Annotated in this window: 25 protein-coding genes; 10 read left to right on the top strand and 15 right to left on the bottom strand. The window is 54.5% G+C overall.

Translation table 11 applies throughout. The features are described 5' to 3' along the window. Nucleotides 1–23: 23 nt before the first annotated feature. From SPV1_RS01880 to SPV1_RS01870, 3 genes are all read right to left on the bottom strand, one after another. A complete protein-coding gene (locus SPV1_RS01880; RefSeq protein ID WP_018293909.1) occupies nucleotides 24–260 on the bottom strand; it encodes a CDGSH iron-sulfur domain-containing protein in 237 nt (78 codons plus the stop codon). A 108-nt stretch (nucleotides 261–368) separates the two neighbouring features. Then, nucleotides 369–953, bottom strand: a complete 585-nt coding sequence (locus SPV1_RS01875) for a YceI family protein (RefSeq protein WP_009849395.1) — start codon at nucleotides 951–953, stop codon at nucleotides 369–371. Beyond that, complete coding sequence (locus SPV1_RS01870; protein WP_040881395.1) at nucleotides 950–1,522, bottom strand: cytochrome b; 573 nt, start codon at nucleotides 1,520–1,522, stop codon at nucleotides 950–952. The genes SPV1_RS01875 and SPV1_RS01870 overlap by 4 nt, the downstream gene beginning before the upstream one ends. A gap of 124 nt (nucleotides 1,523–1,646) precedes the next feature. Here SPV1_RS01870 and SPV1_RS01865 point away from each other — a divergent pair, with 124 nt between their 5' ends. Further along, nucleotides 1,647–2,528, top strand: a complete 882-nt coding sequence (locus SPV1_RS01865) for a LysR family transcriptional regulator (protein WP_009849393.1) — start codon at nucleotides 1,647–1,649, stop codon at nucleotides 2,526–2,528. 36 nt (nucleotides 2,529–2,564) lie between these two features. Here SPV1_RS01865 and SPV1_RS01860 read toward each other — a convergent pair whose 3' ends face one another. From SPV1_RS01860 to SPV1_RS13885, 7 genes are all read right to left on the bottom strand, one after another. Next, nucleotides 2,565–3,611 (bottom strand): succinylglutamate desuccinylase/aspartoacylase family protein, encoded by a 1,047-nt coding sequence (locus tag SPV1_RS01860; protein WP_009849392.1) that lies wholly within the window; start codon nucleotides 3,609–3,611, stop codon nucleotides 2,565–2,567. Then, on the bottom strand, nucleotides 3,608–4,513 hold the full coding sequence (gene rimK / locus SPV1_RS01855; RefSeq protein ID WP_009849391.1) for a 30S ribosomal protein S6--L-glutamate ligase: 906 nt from the start codon (nucleotides 4,511–4,513) through the stop codon (nucleotides 3,608–3,610). The genes SPV1_RS01860 and rimK overlap by 4 nt, the downstream gene beginning before the upstream one ends. Then, nucleotides 4,510–4,956 (bottom strand): ATP-dependent zinc protease family protein, encoded by a 447-nt coding sequence (locus tag SPV1_RS01850; RefSeq protein WP_196795090.1) that lies wholly within the window; start codon nucleotides 4,954–4,956, stop codon nucleotides 4,510–4,512. The genes rimK and SPV1_RS01850 overlap by 4 nt, the downstream gene beginning before the upstream one ends. Nucleotides 4,957–5,177: 221 nt before the next feature. Further along, nucleotides 5,178–6,281, bottom strand: a complete 1,104-nt coding sequence (corA, locus tag SPV1_RS01845) for a magnesium/cobalt transporter CorA (RefSeq protein WP_050754700.1) — start codon at nucleotides 6,279–6,281, stop codon at nucleotides 5,178–5,180. A gap of 121 nt (nucleotides 6,282–6,402) precedes the next feature. Continuing rightward, nucleotides 6,403–8,115, bottom strand: a complete 1,713-nt coding sequence (glgP, locus tag SPV1_RS01840) for an alpha-glucan family phosphorylase (protein WP_009849388.1) — start codon at nucleotides 8,113–8,115, stop codon at nucleotides 6,403–6,405. A gap of 143 nt (nucleotides 8,116–8,258) precedes the next feature. Next, nucleotides 8,259–8,948, bottom strand: a complete 690-nt coding sequence (locus tag SPV1_RS01835) for a TrkA C-terminal domain-containing protein (protein WP_040881393.1) — start codon at nucleotides 8,946–8,948, stop codon at nucleotides 8,259–8,261. Nucleotides 8,949–9,164: 216 nt separating this feature from the next. Then, nucleotides 9,165–9,359 (bottom strand): hypothetical protein, encoded by a 195-nt coding sequence (locus tag SPV1_RS13885; RefSeq protein WP_009849386.1) that lies wholly within the window; start codon nucleotides 9,357–9,359, stop codon nucleotides 9,165–9,167. A 208-nt stretch (nucleotides 9,360–9,567) separates the two neighbouring features. Here SPV1_RS13885 and SPV1_RS01830 point away from each other — a divergent pair, with 208 nt between their 5' ends. After that, a complete protein-coding gene (locus SPV1_RS01830) occupies nucleotides 9,568–10,848 on the top strand; it encodes a citrate synthase (RefSeq protein WP_009849384.1) in 1,281 nt (426 codons plus the stop codon). 19 nt (nucleotides 10,849–10,867) lie between these two features. On the opposite strand, the gene SPV1_RS01825 is transcribed toward SPV1_RS01830, so the two are convergent. Next, the gene (locus tag SPV1_RS01825; protein WP_231288241.1) at nucleotides 10,868–11,719 is read right to left on the bottom strand and encodes a LysR family transcriptional regulator; all 852 of its coding nucleotides are present in this window, start codon (nucleotides 11,717–11,719) and stop codon (nucleotides 10,868–10,870) included. 114 nt (nucleotides 11,720–11,833) lie between these two features. Between SPV1_RS01825 and SPV1_RS14455 the strand changes: the two genes are divergently transcribed. From SPV1_RS14455 to SPV1_RS01805, 4 genes are all read left to right on the top strand, one after another. Next, entirely contained in the window at nucleotides 11,834–12,010 is a 177-nt protein-coding gene (locus tag SPV1_RS14455) for a hypothetical protein (RefSeq protein ID WP_196795089.1), read from the top strand. A 6-nt stretch (nucleotides 12,011–12,016) separates the two neighbouring features. Then, nucleotides 12,017–12,298: a hypothetical protein gene (locus tag SPV1_RS01815; RefSeq protein ID WP_009849381.1), complete on the top strand. Its 282-nt coding sequence runs from the start codon at nucleotides 12,017–12,019 to the stop codon at nucleotides 12,296–12,298. Nucleotides 12,299–12,490: 192 nt separating this feature from the next. After that, on the top strand, nucleotides 12,491–14,386 hold the full coding sequence (speA, locus tag SPV1_RS01810) for a biosynthetic arginine decarboxylase (RefSeq protein ID WP_231288240.1): 1,896 nt from the start codon (nucleotides 12,491–12,493) through the stop codon (nucleotides 14,384–14,386). 126 nt (nucleotides 14,387–14,512) lie between these two features. After that, a complete protein-coding gene (locus SPV1_RS01805; protein WP_009849379.1) occupies nucleotides 14,513–14,698 on the top strand; it encodes a hypothetical protein in 186 nt (61 codons plus the stop codon). A 236-nt stretch (nucleotides 14,699–14,934) separates the two neighbouring features. On the opposite strand, the gene SPV1_RS01800 is transcribed toward SPV1_RS01805, so the two are convergent. From SPV1_RS01800 to SPV1_RS14700, 3 genes are read right to left on the bottom strand one after another with little or no spacing between them, the layout of a single operon-like run. Then, entirely contained in the window at nucleotides 14,935–17,904 is a 2,970-nt protein-coding gene (locus SPV1_RS01800) for a CHASE domain-containing protein (protein ID WP_009849378.1), read from the bottom strand. A gap of 20 nt (nucleotides 17,905–17,924) precedes the next feature. Further along, the gene (locus tag SPV1_RS14705) at nucleotides 17,925–18,422 is read right to left on the bottom strand and encodes a transposase (protein WP_009849377.1); all 498 of its coding nucleotides are present in this window, start codon (nucleotides 18,420–18,422) and stop codon (nucleotides 17,925–17,927) included. Continuing rightward, nucleotides 18,422–19,075, bottom strand: a complete 654-nt coding sequence (locus tag SPV1_RS14700; RefSeq protein ID WP_009849376.1) for an IS4 family transposase — start codon at nucleotides 19,073–19,075, stop codon at nucleotides 18,422–18,424. The genes SPV1_RS14705 and SPV1_RS14700 overlap by 1 nt, the downstream gene beginning before the upstream one ends. A gap of 484 nt (nucleotides 19,076–19,559) precedes the next feature. On the opposite strand from SPV1_RS14700, the gene SPV1_RS01790 reads away from it, so the two are divergent. The 4 genes from SPV1_RS01790 to SPV1_RS01775 all read left to right on the top strand — a co-directional run bounded on the left by SPV1_RS01790 (nucleotide 19,560) and on the right by SPV1_RS01775 (nucleotide 21,950). Beyond that, nucleotides 19,560–20,222: a class I SAM-dependent methyltransferase gene (locus SPV1_RS01790; protein ID WP_009849375.1), complete on the top strand. Its 663-nt coding sequence runs from the start codon at nucleotides 19,560–19,562 to the stop codon at nucleotides 20,220–20,222. 84 nt (nucleotides 20,223–20,306) lie between these two features. Continuing rightward, complete coding sequence (locus SPV1_RS01785) at nucleotides 20,307–20,891, top strand: hypothetical protein (protein ID WP_009849374.1); 585 nt, start codon at nucleotides 20,307–20,309, stop codon at nucleotides 20,889–20,891. A 221-nt stretch (nucleotides 20,892–21,112) separates the two neighbouring features. Further along, nucleotides 21,113–21,292: a hypothetical protein gene (locus tag SPV1_RS01780; RefSeq protein ID WP_009849372.1), complete on the top strand. Its 180-nt coding sequence runs from the start codon at nucleotides 21,113–21,115 to the stop codon at nucleotides 21,290–21,292. A 151-nt stretch (nucleotides 21,293–21,443) separates the two neighbouring features. After that, on the top strand, nucleotides 21,444–21,950 hold the full coding sequence (locus SPV1_RS01775; protein ID WP_009849371.1) for an O-acetyl-ADP-ribose deacetylase: 507 nt from the start codon (nucleotides 21,444–21,446) through the stop codon (nucleotides 21,948–21,950). 273 nt (nucleotides 21,951–22,223) lie between these two features. Here the strand turns inward: SPV1_RS01775 and SPV1_RS01770 are convergent, their stop codons facing one another. Further along, on the bottom strand, nucleotides 22,224–22,613 hold the full coding sequence (locus SPV1_RS01770) for a hypothetical protein (protein ID WP_009849369.1): 390 nt from the start codon (nucleotides 22,611–22,613) through the stop codon (nucleotides 22,224–22,226). Nucleotide 22,614: the final 1 nt, after the last annotated feature.

Here is a 22,614-nt window from a genome sequence, read left to right as displayed (position 1 = left end):
CCTTATTACCGTGGTGTCTGTTGTTATAGTTTTTTATGGGAGGCGTCGCAGAAAGGTGGATTCTTTGTATGTTTACACTGGCACAGGGCAACTTTCTTCTTTTCGGTCACCTCAAACGCCTGCGGTGTGAAGCTGGTGCCTGCATGGGAGCCGTCGCAAAACGGCTGATTGGCCGACTTGCCGCAGGCGCACCAGTAGTAGGTGCCTGGCTCCAGTTCCAGCACTGCCGGCTTTGTGGAGGCTATTGTGACTTCGGACATGTTAATCTCCTGTAGATTCATCTGGTCATTTGAACGTCCTGCACGAGCCGGGGGCGGAGCATTGCCTCCGCCCCCGGCCGAGATTCGCACAGGGATGTTAATCGCTGTTTACTGACGGATACCTTCAATGGAGAGGAATAGCTCCACGTTTTCAGCTACAGGGCCGAGCATCGCCGCTTTTTTCATATTGTAATCGGACAGGTGCAGTGTGGTGCGACCTTCAAAGCCGCGACGGTAGCCGCCCCACGGGTCGGGGCCGGCACCGATCTGTTTGACCTGAATGACGATATTCTTGCTGACGCCGTGCAGGTTCAGTGTGCCGTGCAGGATACCGGTATCCTTGCCTGTCGGCTCATAGGAGGTGCTGACGAATGTAGCGGTCGGGAAGTGCTCTACATCGAAAAAGTCAGCGCTGCGCAGGTGCTTGTTACGCTCGGCATGGTTGGTGTCCAGGCTGGCTGTCTCAATCGTGACGCTAACCTTGTCCTGCTCCGGTTTTTTCTCATCATAGGTGAAGTTGCCGTCGAATGTGCGGAATGAGCCGAGCAGCCAGCTATAGCCCAGATGTTTGATCTTGAACTCGATGAATGCGTGCTGGCCCTTGATATCAATGGCGTAATTCTCGGCAGCCTGAACAGGCATGGCAAAGGCCAGTGTGATCAGTAATGAGGCAAACAGGTGTTTCAGTTTCATGGTGTCTCTCCTTGTGTGTGTTGTGAATTTCGGGATATACCCAACATACGCAGTAGCGTGATGTCCTTGTCGATCCAGTGGTGCTTGAGTGCGGCCGCGGCATGCAGGATGGTTAACCCCATGATAGCCCATGCGCTGATCCGGTGGATACTGCCGATCAGGTCGGCCTGCTGTTTGTCGAATGAGAATGTGGCGGGCACGGTGAACCAGCCGAAAACATCAATGCCGACGCCTTCAGCTGTTGGTATCAGGTAACCGCTAAGCATCACTATGAACATCAGCAGGTAGTGGAGCTGATGCACAGTCAGTGCAAGCCGCTTTTCCCACCACAGACCCAGTAGTACGGGAGGTCTGTTAATGACTCGCCAGATCACCCGAAAGAGCAGCAGAAACAGTAGCAGCATGCCGATGGACTTGTGAATTTCCGGCGCATCGTGATACCAGCGGTCGTAATAGGTGAGTCCCGTCATCCAGATGCCGAGCGCAAACATGGCGGGAATGGCAACGGCCATCAACCAGTGAATCATGATGGCAACCAGACCATAGGATGTCGATGTATTGCGTAACACTGCGATCAGCCTCCGGTAAACACTCCCTCTTCGGGTTGCGATATGATGACGTTTCAGATGATTCATAAAAAGCATAAATAATAGATGGTCTTGATTAATATATTAAATCATCTAGTTTTTGTTGATGACATTGGATCAGTTGCGCGCCTTGTGCGCTGTGGTGGAGAAGGGCGGTTTTCATGCGGCGGCCGAAGCGCTGTATCGTAGCCAGTCGGCGATCAGTATTGCAGTGAAAAACCTGGAGCAGGAGTTGGGGCTTTCCCTGTTTGATCGCAAGGGCTATCGGCCTGTCCTCACGCCGGAAGGGCATGTGCTTTACGGCAAGGCCCGGAGTATTCTGTCGCGCAGCGAAGATATGAGCAGTATTGCCAGCCATTTTGCCCGCGGTGAAGAGCCAGAAATTTCGATAGCACTCAGTGCCATCGCTCCTGTGGAGCAGGTGCTGGATGTGATCAAACAGATCTCCCAGTCAGCACCTGCCACACGCATGAGTCTGCAGGTCGAGAATATGGGGGGGACGCTGGAGCGGCTGCAGGAAAAAGACGTCGATTTTGCCATTGCCGAACAGTTTGTTCCCGTTGAATATGCGGAGCAGGTGCGTCTGACCTCCACGCAAATGATCCCGGTGATCTCACCCGATTTTCCGCTGGCGACCCGTTATCCGGCAATCACCCTGTCCGATCTGGAAGCGTATGTGCAGGTGGTAGTGCGTGACACCAGTCGGAATCAGCCTAAACGAAGCGCTGGCGTGCTGGAGGGTGCGCCGCAATGGCTGGTCAACGATTTCGACATGAAAAAACGCATGATACTCTCCGGTGCCGGCTGGGGGCGCATGCCGCGTCATCGTGTGGCCGAGGAGTTGGCTGACGGACGGCTGCTGGCGCTCTCCGGCAAAGGACTGGATGCGGTGAAGATTGATATGTATCTGTTTCGCCGTACGGGGGAGCCGATGGGTCCGGTTGGTGAAAGGTTATGGCAGTTGCTGCAGCAGTGTCAGTATCAATAGTATACGATACGATGCATCGCCGATTTGAGCAGGCTTTTACTGAATCGGCGCGTCGGCATCATCAATGCTGTTGTCAAACACCACCTCAAACTCGGACTGAAATGCCTCGACGACGTTGGCGGCATCGCCGGCGCGCTTGAACTGCGCGATATGGCAGAGTGCATCGCCCTCATAAACCAGCGGTAAATTGGTTCTGCCGATGATAATGCCGGCTGCAGGTGCATGAACCTGTATATCCGTGGTTCCGTATGGGTCATCAATCAGGCCCAGCACATCGCCTCTGGCCACCTGAGCGCCCATTGGTATCAGGCTGCGATAGATTCCGCTCTGCGCGGCGCGCACCCAATAGGAACTTTTCGCCACCTGCGGTACATACGGTTTTTTTGTTTTGCGTTTGGGAAGCATGCCGATTTCGCGCATCACCTGAATGATGCCGCGGACACCCGCACGAATTGCTACCTCATCAAAGCGCAGCGCTTCACCGGCCTCGTAAACCAGCCAGGGAATGCCCAGCCGACCGGCGGCTTCACGTATGGTTCCTGGGCGCAGGGCTGCGTCCAGCAGCACGGAAACAGGAAAGGCATTGGCCATCTGACAGGTTGCCGGATCATCGAGCGTGGCGCGTATCTGGGGCAGGTTGTCGCGATGGATGGCGGCCGTATGCAGATCAATGCCGTGGGAGCACTTGGCGACAATTTCATTGAGAAACAGGTGCGCCAGCCGACCGGCCATGGAGCCTTTTTCCGAGCCCGGGAAGCAGCGGTTCAGATCACGCCGGTCGGGCAGGTATCGGATCTGGTGGATAAATCCGTAAATATTGACGATGGGAATGGCCACCAGGTCTCCCCGAATCTGGGCGAGTGCAGGGTGGTTCATCAGACGGCGGATGATTTCCACGCCATTGATCTCATCCCCGTGCAGGGCGGCGCATACCAGCAGGCGGGGGCCGTTTCTCTTGCTGCGGACTACATGCACCGGCATATGCAGGCTGGTATGTGTGATAAGCGGCGGCAGTGTCAGCTCAACGATCTGACGCTCACCGGGCCGAATGGTTTGACCGCCGATGATCAGTTCAGTGGTCAACCCTTGCCTCGTGTACGTGTATTGCCGGTGCCGGCATTTTTTTCAATACAGCTGATAATCATGCCGGCGATATCCTTGCCCGTTGCCCCTTCGATGCCCTCCAGTCCGGGTGATGAGTTGACCTCCATGACGACCGGTCCATGGTTGGAGCGAAGCAAGTCCACGCCGGCCACATTCAGGCCCATAATGCTGGCAGCTCGTACTGCAGTGGAGCGCTCTTCGGGCGTAATGCGGATTACGGTGGCATTACCACCACGGTGCAGGTTGGAGCGGAACTCGCCTTCCTTACCCTGACGTTTCATCGCTGCCACGACCTTGCCATCGACAACAAAGCAGCGGATATCTGCGCCGTCGGCTTCCTTGATGAACTCCTGTACCAGGATATTGGCATTCAAACCCATAAACGCTTCGATCACGCTTTCAGCTGCTTTCTTCGTTTCCGCCAATACCACGCCGATACCCTGCGTGCCTTCGAGCAGTTTGATCACCACCGGTGCACCGCCGACAGAGGCCAGCAAATCATCGACATCATCCGGACTGCGCGCAAAACCGGTCACCGGCAGGCCGATGCCTTTACGCGCCAGCAACTGCACGGAGCGCAACTTGTCGCGTGAACGCGAAATAGCCACCGACTCATTGAGCGGGTACACGCCCATCATTTCAAACTGGCGCAGTACGGCAGTACCGTAAAACGTGACGGAAGCGCCAATACGTGGAATGACGGCATCATAGCCTTCGAGTTTTTCACCGCGATAGCTGATGCTGGGTTTCATGGAGGTGATATTCATATAGCAACGCAGGTGATCGAATACGCGCACTTCATGGCCACGTTCTTTGGCTGCTTCAACCAGCCGGCGGGTCGAATATAACTTCGGGTTTCTTGATAAGATGGCGATTTTCACTTTTTCTCCTTATGTCCGGGGGCAGGCAACAGGTATGATTGCGCCGGGTCAACAAGCAGCCGTTTTTTCATTGCCTCCCGTCCTAACAGGACCCGAAACAGCATGGAGTCCCGATTGGTCAGTGTGAACTCGGTCGGGAAACGAAGTCTGCCCAGTTCAATCGTGGTCTTGATAATAGGGCGCAACTCACGGTGCCCGCCGGAATCACTGACCATCCGTTCATCGACGATCTCCGCTTCAGTGAATATCTCGATGTCGGTGCGCTGCTGAAGCGGGTGCATACCGAAACGAATCCACGGGGCTCCGGCCTGTGTAAAGCGCTCCTGACTGAATGCATGCAGGCACGAGGTTTTTGCTCCGGTATCCACCTTGGCCTTAATGCGCGGAATACCCAGATCAGGGAGGGCGGCCCACTCACGCCAACCCACGGTAATCAAATCCATCTGTTCCATCTCCTGTCTGGTTGAGGGCTATTGCGACGCCGGTCTGTTAAGCCGTCTACTGTCGCAGACTAGGAGGCAACAGGAGCTATGGGAAGAGAGGCGGTAATTCAAGGCTGTAGTTGCACTCCTTGTTACCGGTGTTTGCAGAAGCGCTGCGATTGAGGTTTATTGCTGCCCCAACCAGTCATCGCTAATGGTATGCGAATGTGCGGGGTAGGGCGTTAGAACCACCCCTTACGCTTGAAAAAGATGATCATGCCGCAGGCAATGCCGATCATCAGCAGCCAGAACACAGGATAGCCGTAGGCCCAGCCGAGCTCCGGCATGCTCAGCGGATTTGAACGGTCGAAATTCATGCCATAAACACCGGCGACGAAGGTCATCGGAATGAAGATGGTGGAGATTACAGCCAGTACACGCATGGTTTCATTAAGCCGGTTGCTGACGCTGGAGAGGTAGATGTCGAGGATGCTCCCGGCCATATCACGATAGGTTTCGAGCAGGTCCATGATCTGTACGGTGTGGTCGTAGCAGTCGCGCAGGAAGATGCGGGTCTCTTCGCCAATAAAATCATGATTCTCGCGCAGCAACTGGGTGATCACCTCCCGTTGCGGCCATACCATGCGCCGCAGCAGAATCAGTTCCCGCTTGAGTATGTGAATGCGATCCAGCAATGCACGCCCACCGCCGGATTCGGCGATATTGTCTTCCAGTTCTTCCAGGTGCAGTCCGAAAGATTCCAGCACAGGGAATCCCTGATCAATGACCAGATCGAGGATACCGTAGAGCAGATAGTCCGCGCCCCGTTTGCGCAGGTTGGAGCTCTTTGTCTGCAGGCGTTTGACCAGTGGCATGAACGGATCATCTGCCCCTTCGCAAAAACTGACGATATAGCGTGCGTTGGCGAACAGGCTGATCTGGCGGGTGATAACCTCTTCGCCCTGAAACACCGGCAGGCTCATGACCAGAAACAGCTGGTGATCGAAAGGCTCGACCTTGGGGCGCTGTCCGGTATTGAGCACATCTTCCATAGCCAGCGGATGCAGATGGAATGTTTCGCCCAGCGTGCGCAACATGTCAGGAGGCGGATCCCCCTGTAGGTGCACCCAGGTGACGGTATCCCGCTCGATATAGGTCAGACAGTCAGTGATTTCGGCATCCTCCGTCAACAGGAGTTTCTCCGGGGAGTAATCCACCAGGCGGATATGTACCGGGGTGGTTGCCGAGGCAAGCGCCCCGGTCAGCGTGCCGGGTGCCGTACCCGGTGTATGGTAGCGTTTGCCGAAATATGGCTGTCTTGCAGCTCTTTTTTTTGCCCGAATCATAGCCATTTACCCCGTTTTCGAATTCATTCTCAAACCAGCGTTTTCAGGAGTCTGTCGGACTTGTCCAGTGTTGCCGGGCAGGCTGTTCCTGCTACGATCACCCTGTGAATCCGACAGACTCCTAGCGAATATAGGCGTCTGTAGCATAACGTCGCATCATATGGTGGCTGTTGAACATGGATGCATTCTTGCTGATGGCCCCCTGCATTACCGAAATCCAGCCATCCCTGTCCTCGTGATAGAGGGGCAGTACAATATTTTCCAGTTTGCGGTAAAGGGCATCGGCATCGTTATTGTTGGCAATGTCGCAATTCTCGCCGTCATCGCAATTATCCCCGATCGACCAGCCGGTTACGCCCTCGATACACCCCTCGACCCACCAGCCATCCAGTACCGAGAGGTTGGGTACCCCGTTAAACGCGGCTTTCATACCGCTGGTGCCCGACGCCTCGAAAGGCTTCAGCGGTGTGTTCAGCCAGATATCGGAGCCGGATACCAGCTTCAGAGCGATCTCCATGTCGTAGTTGGGCAGGAATACAATGGGAATGATGCCGGCCAGTTGTTGCATATATTGATACAACTGACGGATCAACGCCTTGCCATCTTCATCCCGCGGATGAGCCTTGCCGGCGAGCACAATCTGGAATGGCCTGTTCTCAGCAATCGCGCGTAAACGGTCGATATCATGAAATAACAGATCGGGACGTTTATAGGCCGTCATGCGGCGGGCAAAGCCGAGAATGGGCAGAGCCGGATCCAGGGTGATACCGCAGCGCTCCGCGACCAGTGCAAGCAACCCAGCCTTGGCCGCAACATGAGTCTGCCATATCTGATCTTTTGGAATACAGCAGTCGGCGCGCAGCAGCTGCTCCGGCTCATGGCACCAGCCGGGCAGATGGGCGTCATACAGTTTGCGGAACGGGATGCATGCCCAGGTGTGCGGATGTACGCCGTTGGTGATGGCGCGTACGCGATAACCGGGAAACATCCTGCGCGATACCTCGGCATGGCGCTTGGCCACGCCATTCACATAATCGCTCATATTCATCGCCAGCCGTGTCATATTGAGCTCATCCTGACCGGCCAGATGATGTACGGTTTCCCGGTCGACAAAGTCATCAAGCAGGTGATAGACCAATTCATAGGGGAACTTGTCCTGCCCTGCCGCAAGCGGTGTGTGAGTGGTGAAATTGCAGATCTCGCGTACTGCGGGAATATCATAAGGGGTATCCCCCGGTCGCAGGTCATCTGCCGGATAGGCACGGCGGCGCAACAGCTCCAGCGTGAGCAGGGCCGAATGCCCCTCGTTCAAATGGTACTGACGCACGTTGAAATCCAGTGCATGCAGTAGTCTGGCGCCGCCAACGCCAAGCACAATCTCCTGTTTGAGCCGGTAGGCTACATCTCCGCCGTAGAGCCGATCGGTGATTCTGCGGTCTTCCTCGGTATTTTCATCCAGATCGGTGTCGAGCAACAATACCGGCTGCCTGCCGCCAAGATAGCTTTCCAGTACATATAACCAGGCGCTTACCCAGACGCTGCGATCTTCAATAGGTACGGCAATCTTGGCCGGCAGAGGGACGGCATATTTCTCCGGCGACCAGGCGTCGGGACTCTCGCTTTGCCTGCCCTGATCATCCAGTGACTGGCGAAAATACCCGAGTCGGGAGACCAGCGTGACGGCCACCATCGGCATTTCCAGATCAGCCGCTGAGCGGAGGGTATCACCTGCCAGTATGCCGAGACCGCCACTGTAGGTGGGGATCTCATTCTGCAGTGCAATTTCCATCGAAAAGTAGGCGATACGTTCGTTGCGGATAAACTCTCTAAGCATCGGTTCACTGCCCCAATGTTTTTGATTTACTTTAGTTGATACAAGTCATTTAGGGAAATGCCGGTTTATTGTCTTCCGGAACAAATAAGGAGTTATCATGTAATAAGCAGCGCTGCTTTTGAGTATGCAGGTCTGCAGAGGTGCTAGACTTCGTCGTGCTCTCCGAACGCTTCCTTCAGTCGCTCAAGGTGGCCGTAAACGATGAGCTGGTCGTTTTCCTGCAACGGCTCGTCCATGCGCCGTGCATGCATCCATGTACGGCCTCGCTCCACCCCCAGGATAAGGGCATCCCTGTGCTCTGTACCGATTTGAATAATGGACTTGCCCACCAGAGGTGATTCGCCGGTCACCTCTATTTTCACCAGCCCGAAGCCCTCAATAAGGTGTAGCAGCTCCTCCACCGGTTCGAATTCAAATAATGAGCTGCGATATAGCAGCCGCTCAACCATGCTTTCCCAGCGCTGCATCAGTCCGATGTGACGGGCGAGGGCGTAGATGCATATAAGCCCGAAACAAAGAATGAGCAGGTTTCTCGGCAGGTTCTGTGCCGTGCTGGTGACAAATGAAGAGGTGCCGCTGACGGTCACGGCGGCAATTCCGGCGTAGCCGCCTATCATCAGCATACTGATGATTTTTCGACGGGTGGGGTGGTTGACGACCTTCTCCGCTTCATGGGTGGTAAAGCCGGTCGCTGTGAAGGCGGACAGGGCCTGAAATTTTGCCTGTTCATAGTGCATGCCTGTACGCACCAGGGCGATGGCACCTGCGCGGACAAACAGCATAGACAGCAGGACAGCCATTAATGTGGGAATAAGGAAATATAAACCTTCCATGTCAGCTCCTTCCGCTGACTCCCGATGACAAGGAGTCATTTCACTCAGGGAAGGTAGTGGCTAGCGCTACCCGACACAAGAGCGTGCCGGATATTCTGTCCAGGCTATATGCGCGCTGATGTTCTGCGTATCAGCTGGCAGAGTTCAGCGGGTTTGAGAAGGGGGCGTAGTGTCCAAAAAAGCCGCCCCGTTTCCGGGACAACGGCCTCTCTTTATTCAATCACTGTCCCAGCCGTCTCCCCATTCATCCTCATCTTCATCCCAATGCCGGTTCTGTCTCCGTTTCTTGTCGGGATTCCATAACAGGTCATCATCTTCATCCGGCAGGTCGTCCAAATCGTAGTCAGGATCGTAAGCCATACGCTTGCTCCATCTGTTGTGATTGTGCTGCACTGCCAATTCGAAAGTCATGGCAAAATGATGTAAAACGCAATATTTCGAACAATATGAACGAAAAAATATAACAGTAGCTGAAAAATGGATATTGCAGGGCGTCTGCCCGGCCATATCGAAAAAACAGCGATAACGGAATATGGCAAGGCTGTGCTGGACAAAGGGATAAGCCGGATATAACAATGGCGCGCAACAGGGCGAAGTCCCGTAACCCGTGGAGAAAGCCATGACCAAGCAATATGCAAGCATCGTAATCAGCGATACCCATACGCCGAACGCACTGCCGATCCTCAAGGGCAGCATCGGCCCCGATGCGATTGATGTGCGCGCGCTACTGGGGCAGCAGAATTTGTTAACCTATGATCCCGGTTTTCGTTCCACGGCATCCTGCGACAGTGCGATCACCTATATCGACGGCGATGCCGGTCAGCTGCTCTATCGCGGCTATGCGATTGAAGAGTTGGCGACACATTGCGATTTTTCGCAGGTTGCGCATCTGCTGATGTATGGCGAGCTGCCTGCACCTGAGCAGCAATCCGCTTTCCAGCGTAACCTCAATGAATACAACCTGCTGCACGATCAGGTGCTCTCCTTCTATCACGGCTTCCGCCGCGATGCCCATCCGATGGCTGTGATGGTTGGCGTGGTCGGTGCACTGTCCGCTTTTTATCAGGACTCTCAGGATTACAGCCTTGATGAAGACCAGCACAAGGCGGCCATCCGTCTGGTCGCCAAGATGCCGGCCATTGCGGCAGCCAGCTATACCTACAGCATCGGCAGACCGATTCGTCATCCGGATAACAATCTGGATTATGCATCCAATTTTCTGCAGATGATGTTCGGCAGACCCAGCGAGCCTTATCATGTCGACCCGGTGCTGGCCAGGGCCATCGAGTTGATCTTTATTTTACATGCGGATCATGAACAGAATGCTTCTACCTCGACAGTGCGTATGGCGGCATCCTCGGGCGCCAATCCGTTTGCCTGTATTGCTTCCGGTATTGCCACGCTGTGGGGGCCGGCACATGGCGGAGCCAATGAGGCGGTACTGAACATGCTGGAAGAGATTGGCTCTCCCGATCGCATCCCTGAAGTAGTGCGCCGGGCCAAGGATAAAAAAGATCCGTTCCGCCTGATGGGCTTTGGTCACAGGGTATATAAAAATTATGATCCGAGAGCGGTGTTGATTCGCGATACAACCCGGCAGGTGCTGGCTCATCTGGGCATGGAAAACAGCCCGCTGATGGCAACGGCTCTGGAGCTGGAGCGCGTGGCGCTGGAAGATGAATACTTTATTGAAAAGAAACTGTATCCGAACGTCGATTTTTATTCAGGTATCATGTTGCGAGCCATGGGTTTCCCCAATCGCATGTTTACCGCTGTCTTTGCCGTGGCGAGAACCGTCGGCTGGGTTTCGCACTGGCTGGAACTTAAGCGTACCGGACACGGCATCGACAGGCCCCGCCAGCTCTATACAGGGTCTACCCTGCGCCATCTGGACAAATAGACGGAAGATGTGAGCCGGGCTAGATGCCTGTGCTGTCACCTGGAAGCAGCATGTTGCGTAGCATGCTGTAGGCGACATCATTTTCCTTGTTTAGTGCGGCATATACGCCGAGTGAGATGCTTTTGACTCCCGCGATCTGATGCAGTCTGCCCTGCCGGAGGTGTTCCTCAATCATGGCTCCGGGTAACCAGGCGGTGCCGCCGAAGCGTAACAGCCACTCCATTCCCAGCCAGGCAACATTAACATCTGCGGCCGGGTCGGGGGTCAGGTGCGTGGCTTTCATCATACGGTTTCTGAACCTGTCGCCCCAGTCAATGTCGACAAAGCCGCTTAAGCCTGCAGCATCTTCATCGGAGACTTCGGTCGAACGAACCGGTATCAGTTCCAGCTCGCTAACCCGCTGACATGAGATGCCGGGATATTTGATCTCCTGCGTCAGTACGGCGCCGTCCAGTGCCCCGTTGATCAGCATGCGAGCCAGTTCACTGCGGCCGCCGGTCCGGAGTATAAATCTGCTGTCGGGAGCGACAGCCATGAATGAGCCGAGCTTCGACTGCAGCCATATTTGCCAGATCACATCGGTTGCGCCGATGCGCAGGCAGAGATCGTGTTCATCCCTTCTCAATACATCCTGACGGATATTACTCCAGTCCTGAATCAGCCCTTCCGCTCTCTCTTTCAGGCGATAACCCGCCGGAGTTAAACCCACGCCATTTCTGCTGCGATCAAACAGTTGGATGCCGATTTCACGTTCCAGCTGACGAACTCTGGAGCTGACGGCCGATGGGGTCAGATGGAGAAATTCTGCCGCTTTTCTCAGGCCTTCATGTTCGGCGACGGCCAGAAAGGTACGTAATAAATGAATATCCATGTGTTCTCCGCTTTCGAACATGATGCGTGATTTGTTTTGCTTTACGCATGCGGCCTCATCTCCACATATTTGCGCCGTGTTCACCAGCACAATCATATGCTCGAGGTGGTAACTATGACCAGACAAAGTCATTCGGGAGAAGAGGACTTCCTGGAAAATGAAAAACGCAGCATAGGCAAAACAGATGGAAAGCGGAGCAGCAAGACAGGTTCAGATACAGAATGTGATGATGACTGGTTCGATCATATAGATGAGTACGATGATATTCCGATGTTCAGGAGCGAGGATTAATAACTAATGACAAACAACATAAAATCTCTGGTATTGGCTGCATGCATGATCATTGCTGCAGGAGCAATCGCTGGCACTGCCAGCGCCGAGGACCAATCTGACGGACTCAATCCCTGTGAGATGGGCTCGAACCCTTGCGATGAGCAAAGTGGCCAGGATAGCGGAGCAAATCCGTGTGATCCGCAAGGCGGCGAAGCAGACAATCCCTGCGCACCTCAGGCGGATGATTCCTACATGGATGATGGTTCGGCACCACAGGAGTCTGATCCGGAATCTCAGGTACAATAAAGAAGTTGTAATGAAATGAAACGGGCCCGAAAGGGCCCGTTTTGCGTTGTCACGTTGTGTTATAAACGTTTTCCTGTCATCTTCTATAAGATGCCGGATTAAAATGCTTGTCAGCCGATCTCCCGTGTGGGGTAATTTGGGCACAAATATTGTAAACTCCGAACGAAAACCTGAGGACAAAGAATGGAAAAGATGGACTGGACGGTAGACCGCGCGGCTGAGCTTTATCAGGTCGAAGGCTGGGGTAACGGTTTTTTCGGAATTAATGAAGCAGGCCATATGGTGGCGATTCCTGATGGTGAGCATCAGGTCGATCTGAAGCGGCTATGTGATGATCTGGCCGAACGCGATCTGTACCCGCCGCTGCTGTTACGCTTTTCCGATATTATCAAACAGCGGATGGCCCAGATTCACCAGCGCTTCGCCATTGCCCGCGAAGAGGCGGAGTATGAGGGGCGCTATTTCGGCGTCTATCCGATCAAGGTTAATCAGCAGCGACAGGTCGTTGAAGAGATTGTCGAATTCGGCACAGAGTATAACTGGGGGCTGGAGGCCGGTTCAAAACCCGAGCTGCACGCCACGCTGGCCATGCTTGAAGATGTTGAGGGGCTGATTGTTTGTAACGGCTATAAGGATCGTGAGTTCATTGAACTGGCCATGATCGGCTGCAAGATGGGCAAACGCGTGTTTATTGTGGTCGAAAAGCCGAACGAGCTGGATATGATTATGGAGGCGTCCAGACGATTGGGTGTCGAACCGCTGATCGGGTTGCGCTGCCGACTGGTGGCAACCAGTCAGGGTAAATGGGAAGACTCCGGCGGAGACAGTTCCAAGTTCGGTTTGGCTGCAACCGAATTGATGGATGTGGTGCGCAAATTGCGCGAAAACAATATGCTCAGTGCACTGCGTTTGCTGCATTTCCATATCGGGTCGCAGGTGCCGCGTATCCGGCATATCAAACAGGCGATGCAGGAGGCTGCCCGCTTTTACGTGGAGCTGCGCAAGCTGGGTGCTCCGATTGAGTTTATGGATGTCGGCGGGGGACTGGGGGTGAATTATGATGGTTCCATTTCTGGTACCCAGACCTCGGTTGATTACTCCCTGCAGGAGTATGCCAACGATATCGTCTGGACGCTGAAGGCGGTCTGCAATGAAGAAGGTTTGCCGCATCCGCATATCATCTCTGAATCAGGTCGGGCACTGGTGGCGCACCATGCCGTACTGGTGATCGATGTGCTGGGCATTACGCGCAGAACCAGTCGGGTATCGGTTGATGAACCGGATGAGAATGCGCCGCTGCAGTTGCGTCAGATGTGGGATACCTGGGCTGATTTTGACTGCATCGAACCGCGTGAGATTCTGCATGATGTTGTCTCCCTGCGCGAAGATGTAAACCGGTTGTTTGTACTGGGACACTGTACGCTGGGCGAGCGTGCGCAGGCTGAAGAGCTCTACTGGCATATGCTGATTCTGCTGCTGGACAAGGTGGGGGAAGAGACCGTTGCCGAACTGATTCCGGGTATTCGCACCCAGATGGCGGATCGCTATTTTTGTAACTTCTCGCTGTTCCAGTCGTTGCCCGATGCATGGGCGATTGATCAGGTGTTCCCGGTTGTGCCGATCCACCGTCTGCATGAGGAGCCGGAGCGGCAGGGGATTCTGGTGGATATCACCTGCGACTCCGATGGCAAGATGCAGAACTTCCCGCTCTCATCGGGGCACTCATCAACGCTGCCGCTGCATGCGGTGAATAACGGCGATGATTACCTGATCGGCGTTTTTCTGACAGGTGCCTATCAGGAGATTCTGGGCGATCTGCACAATCTGTTTGGTGATACGCATGCGGTGCATGTGCGTATGGATGGTGACAAGTATGAACTGGAGCAGATTGTTGAGGGTGAGAGTGTGGCCGAGGTATTGGACTATGTGCAGTTCAATGAGAAAGTGTTGCTGGATCGTATGCGCAGGCAGCTGACGCAGGCCCGCACGGAGGGGCGTTTGACCGCTTCCGAAGCCAACGGCTTCCTCCGCTTCTACAAGGACGGGTTGGCCGGCTATACCTATCTGGAAGAGCAGATGCCCGGTTGAGATTTCGCCTGCGGCATAGCCGTGTGACCTGTTCAATTTCTTCGCACAGAATGTCCATACCTTTCCGCTTTACCAGCCTCTGTTAGAGGGCAAAAGTACGGTTATATTTTGCAGCGGGGGTGCCTGATGGGGCATGTCAAACACAGAAGAAGCGAAGAGTCGGAATTTATTCCTGAATTCCCTGAGCCAAAGCGCTCGAAGAAAGATGAAAAGCGGTGGCGAAAGCATGCCGGTAACGATGATGATGAGTGGGGCGACGATGCCGAATGGTCGGACGACTTCGACAGCCTCTCCTTCGACGACGATTTTTAACCGGCGATATCATTGCGCAGGGACTGCGATGCGTAATCTCCTGACTAACAATATTTCCGGACTTTACCGATAGCCTGTTCCCGGCAACGAGTTGATGATGCTGGCCAGCGGCTGAAGGTTATCACTTGCCGCCGGCTCTGTTATCTGTTCAACGGTTTAATGTCGGCTGATTGTCTGTGATCTGTGGCGGAAGGCGTAAAGCCTTCAGGGCAGGGGACGACGTCCTCTGATGATGCTCAGGTGGAGAGCAGGCGGTGGATGATTGTACTCAATTTGGCGGCACTAAAGGGTTTGTTAATTACGGGGATGTCGGCCACCGTTTCATCCTGCTGCATGCCGGCGTTATCGTAACCGGTAGCAAACAGTACCCTGGCCTGCGGATTGATTTCACGAATAGCCTTGCAGGCCTCTGTGCCACCCATTTTTGGCATCACTACATCGAGAATCACCAGCTCAATTTCGTTGCGCCGGGCGCTGTAAATCCCCACGGCTTCCTCTCCGTCGCTGGCGGTGAGTACCAGATAGTTCAGGCTTTCAAGTAACTTCCGGTTGGTGTCCAGCAACTCCTGATGATCATCGACCAGCAGTACGGTCTGGCCAAGGCCCATCGTTACACCGACAGTCGTCTCGTCGACTGTGGCCGTGGATACTTCGATCAGCGGCAGATAGATGCGGAAACTGCTACCCTGCTCCGGTTGCGAATCTACGGTGATCACACCATTGTGCTGCCGGACGGCGCCGTAGGCCATCGACAGACCCAGGCCGGTACCCTTGCCGACCCCCTTGGTGGTGAAGAAGGGGTCAAAAATGTGGTCAATATTTTCCGGGCTGATGCCCCGACCATTGTCTGAAATGCTGATACAGGCATAGTCACGGGCGATGAGTTCCGGATGGTTGGCCAGGACTGCCGGGGCCGCCGAATATCTCTCCAGTTTGACCTCTATGCGTGGATCAGGGCGATCCTGAACGGCATCACGGGCATTGTTGAGCAGGTTGACCAGCACCTGTTGCAGCAGGTTTATATCGCCGGACACGGTAAGATCATGGTCGACGATGACCGATTTTAGTTCGATGTCCTCGCGGGTCGAGATGCGTTGCAGCTTGATGGTCTCTTTGAGAAAGGAGTTGATTGCGAGAGGTACCATTTCGGCCTTGTTTCTGCGTGAGAAGGTAAGCAACTGCTTGATCATCGCTGCAGCGCGGAAAGAGAGCTTGTCCACTGTCTCCAGACGCTCCAGTAGCTCGGGATTTTCCTGCACTTGTTTTCTGGCCAGAAAGATGCTGCCTGTGATGCCGGCAAGTGTGTTGTTGAAGTCGTGAGCAATGCCGCCTATCAGCGTACCGATGGCCTCCATTTTCTGAGCCTGGTGAAACCGGGCCTCCATATCCTCATACTCATGCAGATCCTGCTGAACGCCAACATAGTGAGTAATAGCGCCATTTTTCCCGGTGATCGGTGAAATGGTCAGCATGGCAGGATAATTAGTGCCATCATTTTTTTGATCCACTATACGGCCACGCCAGCTGCGCCCGCTGCTGATCGTAGCCCACATGTTTGCATAGAATTCTTGGTTCTGTACGCCACTTTTTAGCAGGCGTGATGTTTGCCCGATCGCCTCGCCCGCGGAATAACCGGTAATAGTGGTGAAGGCCGGGTTCACATACTCGATGACACCTTCGGCATTGGTCATGATGACAGCTTCGCCGGATTGATGTACCGATTGAGACAGCAGGTGCACACTCTCCTCAGTCTGCCTGCGTTCGCTGATGTCGCTCTTGGTACCGACAAGGCGTAGCGGCCGACCGTCCTCAGAGCGGGAGGTGACCTTGCCGCGTCCCAGCACCCAGATGTAATCGCCGCTATTGTGTCGCAGGCGGTGTTCGCAGGAATATTCGGGGGTTTCACCGTTCAAGTGGCGATTGATTGCATCGTTTACTTCGGCGATATCGTCCGGATGTACCCGTTGCCGCCACTCTTCGATATCGTTACCCAATTCGTTCTCTGCCAGTCCCAGTAGTTGTTTGAATCGGGGAGAGAAGAAGACTTTGCCGGCTTCAATATCCCAGTCCCATACGCCATCACCACTGCCTTCCAGGGCAAAGCTCCAGCGCTCCTCGCTCTGGCGCAGTGAGGTGGTCAGATCGTGTGCCAACAGACTGGCCTTGCGCTGCGTGTTGAACAGATTCCATGTCAGCAGAATCAGCAGCAGGCCAATCAGCAGCATGGCGCTCATCTCCTTATGCAGCGATCTCAGACCGATCACTTCTGCATAAGCAGGTAGCGCATCGAAATCGAGTAGCCAGGTGCGCCCGGCTGTCTCCATGCGCAGGGTATAGTGAGCAAGAATTGCGTCATCGGAGACAGGCTTGCTGCTTGTGCCTGCGCTATCGTAGAGCAGAGCTGCGGGGTCGATGTCGGGGTGAGCGGAGTCCGGTGTCTTCTGAATTGTGCTGTCGACGTCATAAATGCGCAGACGCAGCCCCTTGAAGTCCCGATTGTCCAGCATGCCCCTGATCATATTTTCCATACGGTAGGGGCTATATATCCAGCCGATCAGTGCCTGACGCCGTTGCTGCACGGTATCCAGTGGAGCCTGTTTCCGGTAGAGCGGCAAATAGAGCAGGCTACCGGCCTGCGGCTCTTCGTTCGTCTCCTGGACCAGCAGGACTTTACCGCTCAGGGCGGCGTTGCCTGTGTCGCAGGCGCGCTGCATGGCTTCATGCCGCGTCGGTTCGGAAAACATATCGTAGCCGAAGGCGCGTTGGTTGCGCCAGTCGAAGGGCTCCAGATAGGTAATGGCGGAGTACCTTTCGCGCTTGCCTGCAGGCCAGACATGATAGTCGGGAAAGCCCTCGCTGTGCATTTGCTGTTCATTTTTCGTGAGATTGGCCGGAGCTATGCTGACGGCATAGCCCACGCCCTGAATGCCGGGATAATGTTTGTGCAGCTCCAGCGTGGTGACATAGCTATGCCACTCCTGCCGTGTCACCTTGTCGGAGGCCAGAAACAGGCTGCGAGCTCCCCTGAGTACCTGCTCGTAGGTCGCCATATGTTCGTCGATTTCTGTTTTGACTTCGGCAATATCAACGTGAAACTTGCTCTGCAGGGATTGTTGCTGTCCGGCCTGCAGTAGTTGCCAGGAATAGAAGATAACTCCCGCGACAAGCAAGCTCATCAACAGCGTGGCAAGCAGTGCTTTTTTCATGTCTGGTCACTGTTGTCCGGTTAAGCATTGATGAGGCACATTTGTCGCTGATTTATGGCGAATCGTCGCTTTGGCGGCGGTGGGGAATCAGCCAGCAATTCGAGCAAGTTTCGTCGCTGCATGAGGTTGACGGAAACGAGTCTCGCCAGTTGTTGCATGGATCGGCTTGCAGGCAGGATCCTTCTTGCCATGTGCAGCAGCAGATAGGCGATCATGGCAATGATAATCTGGATTTTGACAGCGTTCTCGGATGTGCCGATGAAGCGTTTGATCTTCAGGTTCTGTTTAATCCACCTGAAGAACAGTTCAATTTGCCAGCGCTGTTTGTACAGGGCTGCGATGGCTCCGGCGGAGCGCTTCAGGTCATTGGTGATAAAGACAAGCTTCTTGCCATCTTCCTCATGCACGAAGCAGATGCGGCGCAGGATGGTCGGACATTCCTTCCTGCCTTTGGCCGATGACAGACGGATATGCTGGTCTTCCAATACACCGTCATCTGATACAGGGAGCGTTGCCACTACCTCGATTCCGCGTTGCGCTTCATGCGGCTGACGAAGCGGATATCCCTTTGTGTCAGGTCATGGAACCATGCGTAATCGTTGTAGGCCCTGTCGAACACATAAGTGGCGCCGGGCAACAGGGGCATGTGCTCCGCAGCCTTCTTGTCATGCTTTTTGGCTGCGGTGATGGAAAAGAAGGTGGGAACCTGCGCATCAGGGTCATACACCGTATGCACCTTCACGCCCGATTTGCCGGTGCGGAAGCTCGCCCATTCAAACTGATGCTTGCACAGGTCAATCGTCGTGGAGTCAATCAGCCGAACGGCATCCTTGCGGTGGATGCCCTTGCCGCGAAACTGATGCAAAAGCCAGTAAAACAGCTCCAGATACATGCCCGCAGAGCGCTTCACATTGGCATCAGCAAGCGTGGAACGCCTCACCGAGCCTGCTCCCAGGTGATAGTGCCTGCTGGCGTGACTTTCCCATGCCGAAACCACATCCCGCAGAGACTGCCGGGAGCAAAGCTGCGCATAGAGCATGACGCAAAACTGCGTCCAGCAGGACAAACTGCGGATACGCCTGTCACCATCATAACGCCTGACAACCTCCTCAAAACGGTGACGCGGAATCACTCTGAGCAATTGATGAAAAACCGTGTTAGCATGCTTCATGGTCTGAATTCTCCGGGGCGTAGATTTGCTGTCTCAATCACAATAAATCTACCATATCCCTTGGGAATTCAGACCTTTTTTTATCCCTCCGGATTCCTTAACCGGACAGCCGTGATGTCTGGTATATCTCTGTCTACAGCAGTGGTCATTCAACCTTCCTGGTTTTCTGCCCCGGCAACAAAGGTCGCGCCATCATTATGAATCAACAGATCCGTTGCCGGGTGAGCAAGCGAAACGATTGCTCTCAGCCATTATTGTTTCTCTGCGCATGTCGCAGCCGTTTTACGGAGAAATCACCCTTGAGTGTACACTTTCAGAGTGCGCTCCGGCAAAGAGTCTGCTGCCCAAATCGGAGCAAGTATGATGCCATAAGACGGCGTTGCCTAGTATGGTTTTAGCTCCTGCAGTGGATATAGTGCCACTATCAGGATCATGGCGTGGAGGGCTATCATGCAGCAGCCAAATTCAATCATCTGCTTACGTTATGCGCTCGTGGGGGCCGTTTTGGCTCATCAATCATGCATCTGCCGATGATATGAATCCGTTGCAGCGCCGTCGCCTGATCGAGCGCCACCGCGATAGCCTGAATCTCCACGGCTATGCGCCGGATGCGCTGTTCTGGCAGTCACGAGGCTTGCAGAAAGTGCTGTTCAGAGTGCTGGCTGATATCGGTGTGTCTGCCGGGGACTCCCTGCTGGATGTGGGCTGTGGCTTTGCGGATTTGCACAGCTGGCTGCGCGGTCATGATTTGAGCGTGGATTATACCGGTATCGATCTGTCGCCGGAGATTCTGGCAACAGGTGCGCGCATGAATCCGGGATTGAACCTGTTATGCGGGGAGCTGTTCGACTTTGCCTGGCCGCCCCGATCATTTGACTGGGTTGTGCTCTCCGGAACGCTAAACTGGAATCTGCATGATGATGGCGGTTACGCACGTCGCGTGATCACTCGCATGTTCGAACTATGTCGCCAGGGTGTGGCATTTAATATGCTGGATGCCAGAAAATTTTCCGTGACGCAACTCGGTGACATGCAAGCTTACGATCCAGGCAGCATACTGGAGTTCTGTGCCACGCTGACCCCGGACTGCCGTTGTCGTAGCGACTACCTGCCGGATGATTTTACCATTTACATGCGACGCGCATAGTGTTGATGAACAGCAATGTCGCGCTGTGTTACTGCTTTATTCGATGCGATGGATTTTCCCGCGTGCCTGTTTTAGAGTCAGATCATGCACCTGTTCTCGCCCCTCCGCCGTATCACCGCGCACTATGGACGCGAGGGCGAAGATTATCTTGTCGAACTGCATTTGAGTGAAGCACGACGTCTGTTTAACTCACTCGACCCCGCCCCGTTTATCGAGAAAGACCTCGATGCCGATGCCGAAAGCTATATCGTCGATACGGTGCAGGATTTTCCGCTGGCCCTGCCGCTGAAACTGGTGATCTATTTACCGGCGAGTGAGTGCGACAGTGAGCAGGCGCGCTCAATACCGACAGCTGTGTGCAACTATTTCGATTATTGCGCTCATCACGCCGACATGAATCTGCGTTTCATGCTTTTGCAGGGAAGGGCGTCCCTGATCATCGGCCTGTTGTTCCTGTTCGCTTGTCTCGCTGGGCGCGAGATGTTGAGTACGCCGCACCCGGGGCTGGTGCGCGACATGTTCGGTGAGGGGCTGCTGATCTGTGGTTGGGTGGCGATGTGGCGACCGATCCAGATCTATCTCTATGACTGGTGGCCGATCCGTCGCATGCGACGGATCTACGAAAAGATCAGGGCGATGCCGGTGGAAGTGCGCGAATTACCGGGGTGATGTGCGATAGCTCAGTGATGCAAAGTTCGATGCACGCGCGAGCCGATGATCATGGTGGGTGCCCGGTCGCTGCAAGATACGGATTGGCCGACCTGCGGCGTGATTGCCCCGATATTTTGAGACAGCTCTGATGACCTGCGAGCGGGGGGATGAAACAGCAAGCTGTTCATGCGGGGTGCCCGGCGGCAAGCTCTCCCGCTTCACAGACGGGGGACTCAGTCATGAAACCAACAATCGATCCGTTCGATGCACTGCTCAGATTTCTGACGGAGCTATTGGGCACCAAGGTGTCGCTGACGCTGGTGCTGGATGTTTTCGTATGTATTTTCCTTTTGGTGGTAGGGGTCGTTTTTATTCTGAAGCTCCGGTATGCATCGAAAGATCCGGATCAGGATGAATAGCCATTGCGTAAAACGCAGCTGACAGCATGGATGGCCGGCAAGATTGCCGAGCGTGGTTGCAGCGTACCTGCTTAAAAACAGATCCGAATCGGAAAGCCCGTACTGATTGATCTATAATCACTCTCAGGCAGACCGTTTCCGGAGGTGTATCATGACCGACATGCGTTCAGTTCAGGCTGATATCACCATGTTGAATGTTGATGCGATCGTCAATGCAGCGAATACCTCGCTGCTTGGAGGTGGCGGTGTTGACGGGGCGATTCACCGCGCAGCGGGTCCTGCTCTGTTGGATGAGTGTCGTAGGCTGGGCGGTTGCAATGCCGGAGAGGCGAAAATGACCGCCGCCTATCGTTTGCCTGCCCGTTACGTGATTCATACGGTCGGTCCGATCTGGCATGGCGGCGGGGAGGGTGAAGCGGAGGTGCTTGCCGCCTGCTACCGCAACAGCCTGGCTCTGGCTTTGGGCCGCAGCCTCGCATCGGTTGCCTTTCCCTCGATTTCTACCGGCGCTTACGCTTATCCACAGGAAGCCGCCGCGCGCATTGCTGTACGCACCTGCGCCGACTTTCAGGATATCAATGATGCGCCGGAATTGATTCTCTTTGTCTGTTTTGATGCCGTGACACTGGCGATTTATCACGGACTGTTGGGCGGTTGAGGGTATAAGAATCAGCGGCTGCCGGAGAATTGCGTCATGAAATGGCCGGCGATCAGTGTTTCCAGTCCGAAAAAGATGACTGCAGCGATGGCGATACCCAGTATGATTTTTGTCGACAGCTTCATGGCTACTCCTGCACGTGGCTATAGCAGGTGCAGGTGATGCACATGCGTGCCGCTATTCTGCAAGTTAACGTATAGCGTGCAACGGCGGTGTCGGGTAAAAACAGACCGGGGAGGCGATCGTTGGATCGCCTCCCCGGTTCGCTCAATACTACGCGGTTAATCCTGTTGCCGGTTTTTTGTTGTGTTTCATGGCATTCTCGTTTTTTTCCGTTACCCACTTACCGGCATTGGCTGTGCCGCGCTTGGTTGCCTGCCAGCCTTGTTTTGCTTTTTCGGCAGTCCATTGGGCGAGATGACCGGTGCCCTGCTTGGTCGCTTTCCAGCCCTGTTTGGACTTTTCAGCCGCCCAGCCGGTGATGTTGGCGGCACCATTTTTGGTTGCCTGCCAACCCTGTACAGATTTATCAACGGTCCATTCGACAACTGTGCTGGTGAGGGCCTTTGTCTTTTCCCATGCAGTGGCATCTGCGGCCATGGCATTGGAAGCAATGCTCATCAGGGCAAAAAGTGAGAGTAGAGTAATCACTATTTTTTTCATC

This window comes from Mariprofundus ferrooxydans PV-1, from assembly GCF_000153765.1.
Taxonomy (GTDB): Bacteria; Pseudomonadota; Zetaproteobacteria; order Mariprofundales; family Mariprofundaceae; genus Mariprofundus; species Mariprofundus ferrooxydans.
The sequence above is the reverse complement of the archived record's forward strand: the minus strand, read 5'-3'. Positions and strand labels throughout refer to the sequence as shown.